13 protein-coding genes are annotated in these 14,158 nt (G+C 39.0%); 8 read left to right on the top strand and 5 right to left on the bottom strand.

Features of this window, described 5'->3' with window-relative positions; genetic code table 11:
- Positions 1-86 precede the first annotated feature (86 nt).
- Positions 87-2,618, bottom strand: a complete 2,532-nt coding sequence (gene ccsA / locus H1R81_RS11270) for a cytochrome c biogenesis protein CcsA (RefSeq protein WP_181840806.1) — start codon at positions 2,616-2,618, stop codon at positions 87-89.
- Positions 2,619-2,695: 77 nt separating this feature from the next.
- Positions 2,696-3,133, bottom strand: coding sequence for a hypothetical protein (locus H1R81_RS11265; RefSeq protein ID WP_181840805.1), 438 nt, complete (start codon positions 3,131-3,133; stop codon positions 2,696-2,698).
- A 110-nt stretch (positions 3,134-3,243) separates the two neighbouring features.
- Here H1R81_RS11265 and H1R81_RS11260 point away from each other — a divergent pair, with 110 nt between their 5' ends.
- The 6 genes from H1R81_RS11260 to hemB all read left to right on the top strand — a co-directional run bounded on the left by H1R81_RS11260 (position 3,244) and on the right by hemB (position 9,664).
- Positions 3,244-3,978, top strand: coding sequence for a hypothetical protein (locus H1R81_RS11260; protein WP_181840804.1), 735 nt, complete (start codon positions 3,244-3,246; stop codon positions 3,976-3,978).
- A gap of 89 nt (positions 3,979-4,067) precedes the next feature.
- On the top strand, positions 4,068-5,366 hold the full coding sequence (gene purD, locus H1R81_RS11255; RefSeq protein WP_181840803.1) for a phosphoribosylamine--glycine ligase: 1,299 nt from the start codon (positions 4,068-4,070) through the stop codon (positions 5,364-5,366).
- A 274-nt stretch (positions 5,367-5,640) separates the two neighbouring features.
- Positions 5,641-7,494: a regulatory iron-sulfur-containing complex subunit RicT gene (gene ricT, locus H1R81_RS11250; RefSeq protein ID WP_181840802.1), complete on the top strand. Its 1,854-nt coding sequence runs from the start codon at positions 5,641-5,643 to the stop codon at positions 7,492-7,494.
- Between the two features lie 23 nt (positions 7,495-7,517).
- On the top strand, positions 7,518-7,997 hold the full coding sequence (locus tag H1R81_RS11245; protein WP_181840801.1) for a gliding motility lipoprotein GldH: 480 nt from the start codon (positions 7,518-7,520) through the stop codon (positions 7,995-7,997).
- A 41-nt stretch (positions 7,998-8,038) separates the two neighbouring features.
- The gene (locus H1R81_RS11240) at positions 8,039-8,668 is read left to right on the top strand and encodes an LON peptidase substrate-binding domain-containing protein (RefSeq protein ID WP_181840800.1); all 630 of its coding nucleotides are present in this window, start codon (positions 8,039-8,041) and stop codon (positions 8,666-8,668) included.
- Positions 8,669-8,692: 24 nt separating this feature from the next.
- Positions 8,693-9,664, top strand: coding sequence for a porphobilinogen synthase (gene hemB / locus H1R81_RS11235; RefSeq protein ID WP_181840799.1), 972 nt, complete (start codon positions 8,693-8,695; stop codon positions 9,662-9,664).
- Between the two features lie 138 nt (positions 9,665-9,802).
- On the opposite strand, the gene H1R81_RS11230 is transcribed toward hemB, so the two are convergent.
- The gene (locus H1R81_RS11230) at positions 9,803-10,297 is read right to left on the bottom strand and encodes a dihydrofolate reductase (RefSeq protein WP_181840798.1); all 495 of its coding nucleotides are present in this window, start codon (positions 10,295-10,297) and stop codon (positions 9,803-9,805) included.
- A 136-nt stretch (positions 10,298-10,433) separates the two neighbouring features.
- On the opposite strand from H1R81_RS11230, the gene H1R81_RS11225 reads away from it, so the two are divergent.
- Together H1R81_RS11225 and H1R81_RS11220 are read left to right on the top strand one after the other, a co-directional pair.
- Positions 10,434-11,141 (top strand): 2-phosphosulfolactate phosphatase, encoded by a 708-nt coding sequence (locus H1R81_RS11225; protein ID WP_181840797.1) that lies wholly within the window; start codon positions 10,434-10,436, stop codon positions 11,139-11,141.
- A 70-nt stretch (positions 11,142-11,211) separates the two neighbouring features.
- Positions 11,212-12,219 carry a dipeptide epimerase gene (locus H1R81_RS11220; protein ID WP_181840796.1) on the top strand — a complete coding sequence of 336 codons (1,008 nt, stop codon included), beginning with the start codon at positions 11,212-11,214 and terminating at the stop codon, positions 12,217-12,219.
- Positions 12,220-12,385: 166 nt separating this feature from the next.
- Here H1R81_RS11220 and H1R81_RS11215 read toward each other — a convergent pair whose 3' ends face one another.
- Both H1R81_RS11215 and H1R81_RS11210 read right to left on the bottom strand, forming a co-directional pair.
- Complete coding sequence (locus H1R81_RS11215) at positions 12,386-13,408, bottom strand: PmoA family protein (protein ID WP_181840795.1); 1,023 nt, start codon at positions 13,406-13,408, stop codon at positions 12,386-12,388.
- Positions 13,409-13,658: 250 nt separating this feature from the next.
- Positions 13,659-14,150: a DUF6691 family protein gene (locus H1R81_RS11210; protein ID WP_181840794.1), complete on the bottom strand. Its 492-nt coding sequence runs from the start codon at positions 14,148-14,150 to the stop codon at positions 13,659-13,661.
- Positions 14,151-14,158: the final 8 nt, after the last annotated feature.

Raw genomic sequence — 14,158 nt, 5'->3', positions numbered from 1 at the left:
TTCGTTTAAAACCGCATTTCAAAATAGATTTATTGGATTACATAGCCCTTTGGAGACGTATCGCAATACGCCTCTGCATAAAAAATCTATTCCGCCCCGACTATCACAAACCTCCTGACAGCCGCAAGGCTAATGCCTGTAATGACCAACAAAAATCCAAGCCAGAGTAAATTAATATGCGGTTTCTCCAGGGCCTTTAATACAATAAACTCCCGTTGTCCTCTACTTGCTGCAAAAGTGAATTTACCAGTGGCAGGGTCAATCTTTGTCAGTTGTAGTCGTAGTCCCATTTCAGTATTTACTTCCGGCTTACTCCATATTTCATGGTTTCTGATAGCAAACACAGGGCGCATGGTTACAGCCACATTTCTGTCTAATACTTTTACAATAGCTCTGGCGGCAGCATCTCCCTCATTGAGTTTCATGCCATCAACTTCTCTTATTCCCTCTACGTTTTCTAAAACTGCCACATAGTCATTTACAAAGAAAGTATCCCCAACAGCAACCGTAAACTGTTCTGGTACACTCCACTCTCTGTCTTCGTCTAATGTTACGAAACGCACGTGGGTATAAATATCTTTATTCCAGAATTTCTTAATATCAGGCGAAGCCACATTTCCCATTTTTTCATTAATCTGAAAACGTGGATAGAGATTAAAGCTCTTTCCGTTTTTATCTGTATAAGCTACCTGATAGTAAGTATTTTCGGCTTCATATTCTAAAGTATCACCCCGTTTATAGAAAGTTTTATCTCCATCTACAACGTCAGCTCTTGCAATACCTTTAAAACTGCTACCCGGAACCGGCATAATGTATTTCTTTTCGATATAGCCCGGTACCTTTCTTACATCTACAAACTGCCCCTTGTAGGTAAAGGAAAAATCACTGAATTCGGTAGGGCGGTTCAGCCATAGCAAGGCATTCTCCTTGTTTTCTTTATCGTTGCCCTGAAATATTTCTGCTCCCGAAAAATTCAGGGAAACGATTTTTTCATAGGCTGATGAAAACATAATCCCGATTAACATCAAAGCTACTCCAATGTGGGTAATAGCTCCTCCGGCTACTTTAAATTTACCTTTCAGAATGTCAGTCAGGATACTTGCATTGGCAACAATACTAAAAGTAGAGGCAGTCAGCAAGATGATGTACTGCCAGTTATTTACTTTAGCAAAAGTGATAATCAAGGCAGTAACCAAAAGCGTAATAATAAGTGGGTTTAATAACTTTGAAAGGCTTTCTTTCTTTACACGATTCCACCAGAAAAACTGAGCAATACCTGTCAGAATTGTTATTACCACGAAAAACCACATCTGAAAGCGAGTATAGTGTTCTACCTGATTAGTAGGCAAAGCCATATTTAGTTTTATTCCAAACACTTCACCAATCTTGTTATATACCGGAATAGAAGTAGTAACGATAATCTGAAAGGCTGCCAGGCTCAATACCAATACTCCCATAAAAATCCAGAACTCACGTGAGAAGGTTGAAATCTCTTTTTCGTCTTTCGGCAAATGCTTCCAACGGGCAATTGATAAACCTGCTGAAGCAATAATGAAAGTAAATAAATAGAGCAGTAGCTGCCCAGAAAGACCTAAGTCAGTAAATGAGTGTACAGAAGCATTACCCAAAACTCCGCTTCTTGCCAGAAATGTAGAGTAAAGGATCAATACATATTGAGCTATTACTAAAATGATGGTATATTTTAGAGCTGAACTGTTTTTTCTGGCCAATAGCATTGTATGAAAACTTGCTACTAAAACTAACCAGGGAACATATACTGCATTTTCGACAGGATCCCAGTTCCAGTACCCCTCAAAGTTGAGGGTTTCATAAGCCCAGATGCCTCCCATCATAATACCTGTACCTAAAATTACGGCGGCTACCAATGTCCAGGGCAAGGCAGGTTTTATCCATTCTGTATATTGTTTTCTCCACAAACCTGCCATACAAAAGGCAAATGGCACCAAAGTGAGTGCAAAACCTAAAAAAGTGGTAGGTGGGTGAATTACCATCCAGTAGTTTTGCAGCAAAGGATTCAGGCCATTTCCATCTTTTGGAATAAAATCCGGGTTTGTTTTCCAGACAGGAATATCCGGCATCGATTCTCTCAGCGTAAGGAATGGAGAACTACCTACTTTAAATTCTCCAAAAATAACTACACCTAAAATCATAGAAGCCAGGAATGTCTGCACCAATGTAAATACAGTAAGCGTTGGTGCTTCTAAATTTTTATTTTTTCGCAGCGATGAGTTAATCAATAGTACACCAACAATCACGTTCCAGAACATCCAGAGCAAAAAACTACCCTCCTGGTCTTGCCAGAAACAAGAAATAGCATAGCCTAAGGGTAAACTCCAGGAAGAGTTATCCCAGGCATAATGGTATTCAAAATAATGATTAAAAATAATACTTAATAATGACGCACACACTGTAATAACAGCCAAAGTATGTACATAAAACGCACGACGGGCAAATCTGAGCCAATCAGTGGCTGCATCTTTCAACACCTGAGCCGTCGGGCGACTTGCTTGCCAATAGGCATATGTAGAAACTAAGGCAGCAACAAACGCAATAATAATGGACAAATGCCCTATATTTCCTAAATATGGTCTTAACATAAATTATTTGATAAACTTGAATTGGTAACTGATTCTCCTGAAGGTTTTGTCCGTTTCCGGGCTAAACCTTTACCAAATCAATTAAACCATGCACTCCAAGGAATACGACTTAAAATCAACACTAAAGCTAAACCAAAGAAAATGGCCGTTTGCTTGAATTTCTTTCCGTTACCCACTGCACGTTTCACACGGGCATTGCCGATAGTTACCAGAATAACGGCAATTAAATTAATAGTGGGGTGTTCAACAGCATACTGACGCAGAGTACTATCTTTCATCGTAGCTTTCATATCAGCAAAGGCAGTTTGTGTAATAGGTGAAATAAACAATAAAATAATCCCTAACAGAAACATGGTATGCGTAGCTATGAGAGCAAATTTATTGATTTTCAGGTGCTTCTCTTCAAAAGCTTTCTGACTACTTGATCCCATTATCCCGTTAATGGTAGCAAAAGCCAAAAGAAATAAGGTCAGATATGCCAGATATGAGTGAATCGGTTGGATAATTTGATACATTTGCTTAAGTCGTTAGATTAAAAAATTTTGCCAAAATTACGTCATAAACTTTTAATAACATACATGTTATGGTGCGAACTTTCAGTTAGCTATCAGATGTTAACAGAACAATGAGATTTCTGAAACCCATATTTATCTTACTTTTCTTCTGTTTTCTGCTTTTTATCTCGGTTTTCCCGCAGGTATTGCGTTGCTCTTTTGTAAAATATGATGACTTTATTAATATAGAGCCCAATTTGTATGCAGCCACTACTTCTACCATAAAACAACAAGATTCATTAAAAAAGTATATTAAAATCGCTAAAAAGCGTGTAGAGGATTTCTGGGGCAGTCAAAAAGGTGACGCCACAATTATATTCTGCAATGATTCAGAGGAATATCAGAAATACTGCCGGACATCTGAAGGAGCAGGTTGTACTATCGGAACACCTGTAGGGTCATGGATAGTTCTAAATACAGACGGTCTTAACCCTGATGTAATTGCCCACGAAATGTCACACGACGAATTAATGACCCGCCTGGGTTGGTGGAAAACCAGAACAAAAATCCCGACCTGGTTTGATGAAGGCATAGCTCTAATGCTTGATTACCGTTTTGTTGAGGCTCAGGATAGTATTCAGCGTTTTAAAGCCTATCGCGATGAATTGTTTTTCTTTTCAGGAAAATCTCTTCCATTAGAACAACTAAAGACTGAAAAACAGTTTTTCGGTCAGGGCGAGTTATATACGAAATTAGCTTATTTCACTTCAGCTTCTGTTGTTTCCAGAAAAATTGCTTATGGTGGGAAACAGGCTATTTATCAAACTATTCTGAAAGTAAAACAGGATAATATATTTGAATTTTAACTAATTGAGTTACCATTTTCTGCAAGCATTTTTTTCTTTTCCAAAAAACTTCCGACCTTTGCCCCTTTGAAACTCAAATTTTAGATTACATGAACATTCTGATTATTGGCTCTGGTGGTCGTGAACACGCATTTGCCTGGAAGATTTCTCAATCAAAAAATCTTACGCAATTGTTTGTTGCACCGGGTAATGCAGGCACGGCACAATTAGCTACCAACCTACCAATTGCCGTAAGTGATTTTACAGGAATTGCGCAGGCAGTAAAAGAGCACAATATCGAAATGATTATTGTAGGGCCAGAAGACCCACTTGTAAAAGGTATTGTTGATTTCTTCAAAAAAGATAAAAGTCTTAAAAAAGTTAAAATTGTAGGCCCTGATGCTGCAGGTGCGCAATTGGAGGGTAGCAAAGATTTTTCAAAGAATTTTATGCAAAAATATGGTATTCCAACTGCTGCCTCTCAAACTTTCACGAAAGATACCCTTGACGAAGGTCTTGCTTATTTAGAGAAACAATCACTCCCAATCGTATTAAAAGCTGACGGATTAGCCGCCGGTAAAGGCGTAATTATTGCAGAAACATTGGCAGAAGCCAAACAAAGCCTGCATGAAATGCTGGCAGAAGCCAAATTTGGTGATGCCAGTAGTAAAGTATTGATTGAGCAGTACCTGAGTGGTATTGAGCTATCAGTATTTGTATTATCAGATGGCAAAAACTACAAAATTTTACCTGAAGCAAAAGATTACAAACGCATTGGTGACGGAGATAAAGGCTTAAATACCGGTGGCATGGGTGCTGTTTCTCCGGTTCCGTTTGCTAATGAAGCCTTTCTGCAAAAAGTAGAAGAACGGGTTGTGAAGCCTACTTTGGCAGGCTTACAGACCGAGGGAATCAAATATGTAGGTTTTATTTTCGTTGGACTAATGAATGTGGGTGGAGAACCTTATGTGATTGAATATAATGCACGCATGGGCGACCCAGAAACAGAGGTAGTTTTACCAAGAATAAAAACCGATATGGTAAAACTGATGAAAGCAACGGCTGAAGGCAAACTGGATAAAATCAAACTTTCGCTCAATCCGAAGGTCGCTATTGCAACTGTTGTAGTTGCAGGGGGGTATCCTGAAGACTACAGAAAAGGAGATTTGATGATAATTCCTAAAGCAGAAAAAGATACCATTATCTTTCATGCTGGCACAAAACTGGCTGGTGATAAAATAGTATTAACCAATGGTGGACGGGTAATTGTATCTGTAGCAATGGCTCGCACCTTAAATTCTGCCCGTCAGAAATCACAAAGATTAGCAAAAAATATTATATTTGACGGCAGATATTACAGAAAAGATATAGGCAAAGACCTTTTAAAGTTTTTGAAAGAACAGGAATAAGATATTTCGAGACTTATTATATATAGATTTTAACACCCGAAATCATAGCTTACAAATAAGAAATAGCCCCATAATTCGCTAAAGAAATACATTATTCTCACACTTTTGCCTGTATCTGTATAAATACAATGATGTTTATAGATGATGAGTTGAGTTAGTTTTAAAAATCATTTTTATTGCGATAACCGTTTATTCGCTAATTCGCAAATCACTAATTCACCATTCTCTTCGACATCACTCTTAACCAAATATAAACTATATATATACAGAGGATATGGGCTGTGGACAATGTTCATCAGGTGGCTGCGGAGCAGTAAAAGCCTTAGATAGAACCGAAAAATCGAATCATAAAACTGTGGCAGGTTGCTCATCAGGCGGCTGTTCGACAGGTGGATGTAATAAAATGAACGCTTACGACTGGCTTTCTAATATGGAAGTGCCCATGAGTATGCGTTACAATATGGTAGAAGTAAAGTTTAAAGGTGGAAGAAAAGAGTATTTCAGAAATACCAATAACCTTGAACTTTATACAGGAGACTTTGTGGTTTGCGAAATGCAGACGGGTTTTCACGTTGGTAGTGTTTCTTTGCAAGGCGAGTTAGTTCGTTTGCAAATGATAAAAAAAGGGATTCAGGACGACGACACCATCAGGAAAATCCTGCGTGTAAGTCAGGAGAAAGACCTTGAAAAACATCAACAGGCCATTGCCCGTGATTTACCTACCATGTATCGGGTACGTGAAATTGCCAAGGAATTAAAGTTACAGATGAAAGTATCTGATGTAGAGTTTCAGTCAGATAACACCAAAGCTACGTTCTATTATTCGGCTGATGACAGGGTAGATTTCCGTGAATTAATTAAACTATTAGCTGCTGAATTCAAGATTCGGGTTGAAATGAAACAAATCAGCCTTCGTCAGGAAGCCGCCCGTGTAGGTGGGATAGGCTCTTGTGGTAGGGAATTGTGTTGTTCTACCTGGCTTACTGATTTCAGGGCTATTCCTACTTCTGCTGCCCGTTATCAGAACCTTTCACTGAACCCCGCTAAACTTTCTGGCCAGTGCGGGCGCTTAAAATGCTGCCTAAACTACGAATTAGAGACTTATCTTGATGCCCTAAGTGATATTCCTACAGTAGAAAAGCCATTGAAGACCGAAAAAGGAATTGCAGTTTTACAGAAAACTGACATCTTCCGCCGCATCATGTGGTTTAGCTACAACAATGATATTAACTGGCATTCTTTGCCTATTCATAAGGTGGTTGAAATCATGAAAATGAATGAAAAGGGGGTTGTCCCAACTTCACTCGATGATTTGAATCTACTTGATATTACTGCTATAGATAAAAATGCCCCAAGAAACTCGGACTTAGACCGTCTGGATAAAAAATATACTGATAAAGGGAAAAAACCTCAACAGTTTAACAGAGATCAGAAAGGAGAATCTAAAGCGCAGAATAATAACCAGAAACCTGCAAATCCGGCTCAGAATAACCAGAATAGCCAAAACGCTAACCAAAAGCAGACAACTCAAGGACAGAATAAAAATAATCAGGGTCAAAACCCACAAGCTAAGCAAGGGGGAAATCCTAACCAAGGCGGAAACCCTAATAAACAACAGAATAATAACCAGAATAATCAGGTTAAACCTCTGCAAAACAATCAGGGAGGCAATCAAAATCAAGGTAGCAATCCTAATAAACAACAAAATAATCAAGGCGGAAACCTAAAAGGAAATCAGCCCACTCAGGGTAATAACCAGAATAAACAACCGAATAACCCTGGTGGAAACCCGAATAATCAGAAAGGGAATCAGCCTAATCAGGGAGGGAACCAACCTAAGCAACAGAATAATCAGAACCAAGGTGGCAATCCCCGGAGTGGAGACTCAAATAATCAAAAGGGGAATCAGCCGAATCAGGGAGGAAACCAACCTAAGCAACAGAATAATCAGGGAGGGAATAAGCCACAGCAGAATCCAAATAACCAAAAAGGGAATCAGCCTAATCAGGGAGGCAACCCAAACAAACAACACAATAACCAGGGAGGGAATAAACCACAACAAGGAAATCAGCAGAAAAACACCCCTCAGGCTAACAATAAACCCAATGACCCGAATCAGCCCAGCTGACAGGTTTCAAATACATTTGCTTAATGAAAAACCTTATTATAGGCTTCGTCCTTTGTTTGAGTGTTTTTGGTTGCGACAGCAACGCTATTTATAAGTCTTTTATAGATTTTAAAGATACAAACTGGTATATCAAGGATGTTCCGTCTTTTACTTTTGAAGTAAAAGACGAAACTATCCCTTATGACATCTATCTGTTAGTCAGAAATGCCTCACAATATCCCTACAATAATCTTTATGTAACCCGATACATTTACGGGCCGGATAATAAGCTAATTAATAAGCGGCTGGAACAGGTTATTTTATTTGAGCCCAAAACAGGTAAACCGTTAGGCAAGGGTTTAGGCGATATATGGGATAGTAAAGTGCTCTCAAGCCATGGGTACAAATTTCCTAAAAAGGGAAAGTACACCATCAAGCTTCAACAATATATGCGGCAAGACCCCCTTCCTTTCATAATGTCGATTGGACTAAGCGTTGAAAAACCTTTGCCGCCGAAACAATAATGCAAAAATTCGGGTTATCCTCATAAACCAACCGGGCTTCTATGAGTTTCTTACCGCTTTTTCCGCTAAATCTGGTAGTCTTTCCGCATGAAGATTTGAATCTCCATATCTTTGAGCCTCGTTATAAGGAACTGATTAATGAGTGTCTCGAAAATCAGACAAGTTTCGGAATTCCAACTTTTGTGAATAATAAACTGGCAGGTTACGGAACAGAAGTACACATTACCCAGCTTTCTAAGCGCTATGGTGATGGCCGTATGGATATTAAAACCAAAGGGCTAAGGGTTTTCAGAATTATAGATTTTCAGAATCCTTTTGAAAATAAACTCTATGCAGGTGGTGAGGTAGATTTTATAGATAATGATGGTCTGAATGAAGCCGTAAATCCGTTTTTATTAACTTTGGTTGATAGACTTTATCTGCTACTGAAAATAAAGGTGGATTACAACAAACCCGAATATCAGCCTTTCAGTTATCGCATTGCCCATAAAATCGGTCTTTCAGTTAATGAAGAATATGAATTATTGACTGTGGCTTCTGAAATCCAGCGTCAGAAGATACTGATGACGCACCTTGAAAGAATCTTACCTATTGTTTCAGAGGTTGAACGAACCAAAGATCGTATTTCAATGAATGGCCATTTTAAGGAATTTGACGCCTTAAATTTTTAACCAGTCTAAAACATTACATAATATATGCTTATTCACCGCCCACGAAGAAACCGCAAAAGCGCTGCTATCAGAGATTTAGTGCAGGAAACTACACTTTCGGTTAATGACTTTATCTTCCCGATGTTTGTCATGGAAGGCGACAACATCAAAAGCGAAATCAAATCAATGCCTAATATCTATCGTTTTTCTCTGGATACGCTCCTTGAAGAACTCAAAGAAGTAACTGATTTAGGTATTAAATCTATCTGTTTGTTCCCGAATTATCCTGAATCAAAAAAGGATAAATATGCTACCGAAAGTTATAAAGCGGGTACACTTTACCTGAAAGCTTTAAGCGAAATCAAGAATAAATTCCCGGATTTAGCACTAATGACCGACATTGCCTTAGACCCTTATAGCAGCGACGGGCACGACGGGATAGTAGAAAACGGAAAGATTCTGAACGATGAAACCTTAGATGTACTGGGCAAAATGGCATTAGCACAAGCCCGTGCCGGAGCAGATATTCTGGGGCCATCAGATATGATGGATGGTCGTGTAGGTTATATCCGTGAGCTATTGGATGATGAAGGCTTTAGTGAAATAAGCATCATGTCGTATTGCGCTAAATATGCCAGTGCATTCTATGGCCCATTCCGTGATGCACTTGATTCTGCCCCTAAATTTGGCGATAAAAAAACTTACCAGATGAACCCAGCCAATGTAAAAGAGGCTTTGATAGAAGGACAACTGGATATGGAAGAAGGTGCTGACTTCCTGATGGTAAAACCGGCTTTCTCTTATCTGGATGTCATCAAAACTCTATCAGATAATTTCCCCTTACCGATAGCTGCTTACAATGTTTCTGGTGAATATGCGATGATTAAAGCTGCCTCACAAAATGGTTGGATTGATGGACAGAAAGCGATGTATGAGTTACTATTAAGCATCAAACGTGCAGGAGCTAATGTGATACTGAGCTACTTTGCTAAGGAGTTTGCACAACTGAAAGCGTAGAATCATTTGCGTTTCGGGCATAAAACACGTAGGGGTTCAAAATTGTGAACCCTACCTTTTATCTAAAAAGAGACAAAGCAATGCCATTGTCTCTATATTTGTTCATTTTCAGGACTTTAAAAACACCGTATTCCTATCTTACTTCCTCAACAACTCCACAATATCAAAATCATGGTCGTTATTCTCATTCTTCTGATATGATTTTCGTGATACCTCTCTCCAATCCTCTTCATTCAGTTTAGGGAAAAATGTATCACCTTCTATATTCACTTTTACTTCGGTCAGAATGATTTTATCTGTGATAGACAAAGATTGCTCGTAGATATTCCCACCACCAATAATAAAGATTTCATCCTCACCTTTTACTTCTTTGGCCATTTCAATGGCACGTTTGATAGAATTAGCTGTTATCACCGATTCATCGTCTGAAACTTTACCATGCCTTGTAATCACGATATTGGTTCGGTTAGGTAAAGGTTTACCAATTGACTCAAACGTTTTTCTGCCCATAATTATGGCATGACCACTTGTCAGGGCTTTAAACTGTTTCAAATCATCAGAGAGTCTCCATAATAATCGGTTGTCTTTTCCTATCGCGCCGTTTTCGGCTACTGCTACTATTATCGTAATCATAATCTTATTTTTATGCCTGCAATTTAGGTTTTTTAATAGGCTTTTACAGCATTTTTTGGCATCTTTGCCAAAATTTAGTCTCAAAGCCAAATCAGATAATCCAATCGCTTATCTGATTTTTTTTCTCGACCATTGAATGAAAAATATTGACGTTTGCCTGACACCCGATTTATTACATCTCCATAGTATCGACAATTCAATAGTAATTATAGCAGATATTTTCCGGGCTACTTCGTGTATGATAACCGGCTTCGCTTATGGTGTAAAAAGCATTATTCCGGTTGAAACGGTAGAAGAATGTAAGAAACTTCAGGAAATGGGCTATATTGCTGCTGCTGAACGTAATGCAAAAAAAGTAGAAGGCTTTGAATTAGATAATTCGCCCTTCAGTTATATGAGCGAAAGACTAATCGGTGAAAAAATCGCCATGACTACTACCAATGGTACCTATTCAATTACCAAAGCAAAAGCCTCGGCAGTAAAGGTTTTAGCAGGTGCCTTTTTAAATCTGAATGCCATAGTTAAGTATTTAAAAACACAACCTTACGATGTATTGGTATTGTGTGCAGGTTGGAAAGGGCGTGTGAATATTGAGGATACGCTATTTGCAGGAGCATTAATTGAAGCACTGGAAGACGAATATTTCGTACCTGAAGATAGTGCCATCATGTCACTACGCCTTTATAAACAGGCCAAGGACGATTTGATTGGTTATCTGGCTAACTCATCTCATATCCGTCGCCTGCAAAACTTAGGTATCCATAAAGACATTGCCTATTGCCTGCAAAAAGACCTGTACGACGTAGTACCTATTTTACGTGGAAACGAATTAGTAAACTTATAGATTGGTTTGAACAGAATGAGTGTAAAAAAGCACTCAATCACTAAATCGCTCATTTTTTACATCCTTCATCATGAAACTAAAATTTCATATCCTTAAGCTGCAGATGCGGCATACTTTTACCATCGCACATGGTTCGCGTGACGACATTGATGCATTTATTGTAGAACTACAAGATGGCGGATTCAGCGGTTATGGAGAGGCTACTCCTATCCCCTACTATGGTGTAACAGCCGAGGGCATGAGAGATAAACTGGCCGAATACCAAACGCTAATTGAAAACTATGATTTACAGAATCCCGAAGATTTCTGGGCATTGATATACCCCCATCTGAAAGATAACCCTTTTGCGCATTGTGCTTTAGACATGGCCGCCTGGGATTTATGGGGCAAGAAACAGGGTCAACCATTATATAAACTATGGGGACTTTCAATCGATAAAGTACCTTACTCTAATTATACCATCGGTATTGATACCATTGAGAAAATGGTATTGAAAATGCAGGAATTTGATTTCCCTATCTATAAAATCAAATTAGGTACCGACCACGATGTTGAAATCGTAAAAGAATTACGCAAACATACCGATGCGCTTTTCAGAGTAGATGCCAACTGTGCCTGGGGTGTAGAAGAAACCATCAAAAACTCGATTGAATTCAGTAAACTCAATGTGGAGTTCATCGAACAACCGATGGAAAAAGGTGCTTATGCCGCAATGGAAGAAGTGATGAAACACTCGGTATTACCTTTGATAGCCGACGAAAGTTGCATCATCGAAGAAGACGTAAAGAAATGTTTCGGAAGGTTCCACGGCGTAAATGTAAAATTAGCGAAGTGCGGAGGGCTTACCCCTGCCAGAAGAATGATCGCTGAAGCCCGAACTTTAGGTATGAAAGTAATGTGTGGCTGTATGACCGAAACGAGTATTGGCATTTCTGCCATCGGGCAATTATTACCACTCTTAGACTACGTAGATATGGATGGCTCTATCCTTATCTCTAATGACCCTGCCACAGGTGTGTATTTAGATAAGGGCAAGCCTATCTTCCCGAATGTGAATGGTACCGGGGCGATGTTGTGAAGAGGCTAAAATAAAATCCTGTAGGGATGGTATATCGGTAGTAATATTTCCCCAATGAATGTCTTAGTCCCGTAGGGACTAAGATTTTAATTCTCTATAAATCTCTACCGATATATCATCCCTATGGAATAATAAATTCGGAAATAATATATTCCTATATTATCTCTCACTTCCCAAAATCAGCTTCCAACTTATTCAAATCAGCATCTGAAACTTCGCCTGACGTTACTACTACTCGGTAGCGGAAAGTAGTTGATTGCTTAGGTGCTAAAGTCAGATTCAAAGTTTCTTTTCCATTAGAGAATACCTTTTGGCCTAATGGATTCACTGAGAAAAGACCATAGCCACGTGAGTGCCAGTAAGCAGGATAGCCAGGGTTTTTAGGATGGTCAATAATAGCTACCGAGATTTTCTCATCACCAATCTGCCCTCTGAGATTAACCCATTCCGAACGTTTTGCCCATGTATCTTCTCCTTCTATCCCCTCTTTGTTACGATAACTACCAGTAATACCTGAATTATCTAAAACGGGCACTTTAGTAGCCACCCCACTGGCATCTGTAAATACTTCAGCTTTATTTGATGGGTGTTCCAGTTGACGCGCCAAACGCATGGCAAACATACCGTCTTTCACGTCTTTAAAGACCACCTCTTTATCTGCGGCTGTCAATGTAGTGGTTCTGTCTATGATACGTTGGTTGGCTGTTCCCTGAAAGGTATAGGTAGTTTCTTCTGTAAGCATCAGTTTACCTTCTTTGTCCAACCAGTCAGCTGTTACAACCAAAGAGCCTTTCTTGCCCGATTTTACTGATTTGATACCTGTATGCACAATTGTACCATACGTGCCTTTAGGGTTCGGAGGCGTATTTGAGTTGTTCCAGAAATCATGGCCGTTTACATCTTCATAATTCAACCAGATACCTACATGGTGCGGATGGTCAACTCTTTCGCCCGGACGAGGGTCTAAAGGCCATCCACGGGTAATAACCGTCCCTTTAGAAGTATAAACAGGATACAAAACCGCTTTTTTAAGCACGTCTGGTCCCGGATAGAAGTACGAAGTAAATGGTTTACCATCTACTAATACGTTTACTTTTTTATTGGCATCGTCTCTGACTAACTTTACCTCTTTGGTTTGTGCAAAAAGTATCACAGGACTTAATAATAATAACAGAACTAATTTTTTCATGTGTTTAGAGGATTGAAAAATGAATAAGCAAAGTAACGCAACATTTTAACATCTCTCTAACGATATATTAGCTTTTTATTATATTTTTTTGACTTTAAATAAGAACTTGTGTTATAATAACACAAATTCGCTATGATGTACACAATTGAGACACCAAGTAATACTATTGTGTATTTTGTGGACATTGTGGCAACACGATCTACTTGCTTTTTTTATAATTTTAAAATTGCATCTGGAAAATATAGTTCTTTTAATGCGGCAATTTTTTCCTGATTAAGCCATAAAACCAAGTTCCGGCTAAGGCACTCAATAAAGTAACCATAAATACGGTAACTCCCGTGCCTATCTGCGCATAGATTGGCCCTGGGCAGGCACCCGTTAATGCCCAACCAAATCCAAAAAATAAACCACCGAAAATCTGCCCTTTGCTGAATGGCTTGGCATCTAATCTGATGGGCTCTCCGCTCAGGCTTTTAATCCTGAAACGCTTGATAACTTGTACAGAGATGATTCCAACGACTACGGCTGTGCCGATAACCCCATACATATGAAATGACTCTAAACGAAACATTTCCTGAATACGAAACCACGAAATAACTTCGGCTTTTACTAACACAATCCCAAAGCCAATGCCTAAAATCAGGTATTTTATCAGACTCCCTATTGTTCTTTTTTCTGTTGAGGTATCAGCCAGATTCTGGGTTTCAAAATCTAAAGTATCTATGTCTTTTATCTCTTTCATAACCTTTG

It is taken from the genome of Emticicia sp. BO119 (genome assembly GCF_013912375.1).
In the GTDB taxonomy this organism is placed as follows: Bacteria; Bacteroidota; Bacteroidia; order Cytophagales; family Spirosomataceae; genus Emticicia.
The sequence above is the reverse complement of the archived record's forward strand: the minus strand, read 5'-3'. Positions and strand labels throughout refer to the sequence as shown.

What these genes read in the sequence shown, in the direction of transcription:
- ccsA (WP_181840806.1), bottom strand. Translation starts at nt 2,618, where the DNA reads ATGTTAAGACCATATTTAGGAAATATAGGGCATTTGTCCATTATTATT.
- H1R81_RS11265 (WP_181840805.1), bottom strand. Translation starts at nt 3,133, where the DNA reads ATGTATCAAATTATCCAACCGATTCACTCATATCTGGCATATCTGACC.
- H1R81_RS11260 (WP_181840804.1), top strand. Translation starts at nt 3,244, where the DNA reads ATGAGATTTCTGAAACCCATATTTATCTTACTTTTCTTCTGTTTTCTG.
- purD (WP_181840803.1), top strand. Translation starts at nt 4,068, where the DNA reads ATGAACATTCTGATTATTGGCTCTGGTGGTCGTGAACACGCATTTGCC.
- ricT (WP_181840802.1), top strand. Translation starts at nt 5,641, where the DNA reads ATGGGCTGTGGACAATGTTCATCAGGTGGCTGCGGAGCAGTAAAAGCC.
- H1R81_RS11245 (WP_181840801.1), top strand. Translation starts at nt 7,518, where the DNA reads ATGAAAAACCTTATTATAGGCTTCGTCCTTTGTTTGAGTGTTTTTGGT.
- H1R81_RS11240 (WP_181840800.1), top strand. Translation starts at nt 8,039, where the DNA reads ATGAGTTTCTTACCGCTTTTTCCGCTAAATCTGGTAGTCTTTCCGCAT.
- hemB (WP_181840799.1), top strand. Translation starts at nt 8,693, where the DNA reads ATGCTTATTCACCGCCCACGAAGAAACCGCAAAAGCGCTGCTATCAGA.
- H1R81_RS11230 (WP_181840798.1), bottom strand. Translation starts at nt 10,297, where the DNA reads ATGATTACGATAATAGTAGCAGTAGCCGAAAACGGCGCGATAGGAAAA.
- H1R81_RS11225 (WP_181840797.1), top strand. Translation starts at nt 10,434, where the DNA reads ATGAAAAATATTGACGTTTGCCTGACACCCGATTTATTACATCTCCAT.
- H1R81_RS11220 (WP_181840796.1), top strand. Translation starts at nt 11,212, where the DNA reads ATGAAACTAAAATTTCATATCCTTAAGCTGCAGATGCGGCATACTTTT.
- H1R81_RS11215 (WP_181840795.1), bottom strand. Translation starts at nt 13,408, where the DNA reads ATGAAAAAATTAGTTCTGTTATTATTATTAAGTCCTGTGATACTTTTT.
- H1R81_RS11210 (WP_181840794.1), bottom strand. Translation starts at nt 14,150, where the DNA reads ATGAAAGAGATAAAAGACATAGATACTTTAGATTTTGAAACCCAGAAT.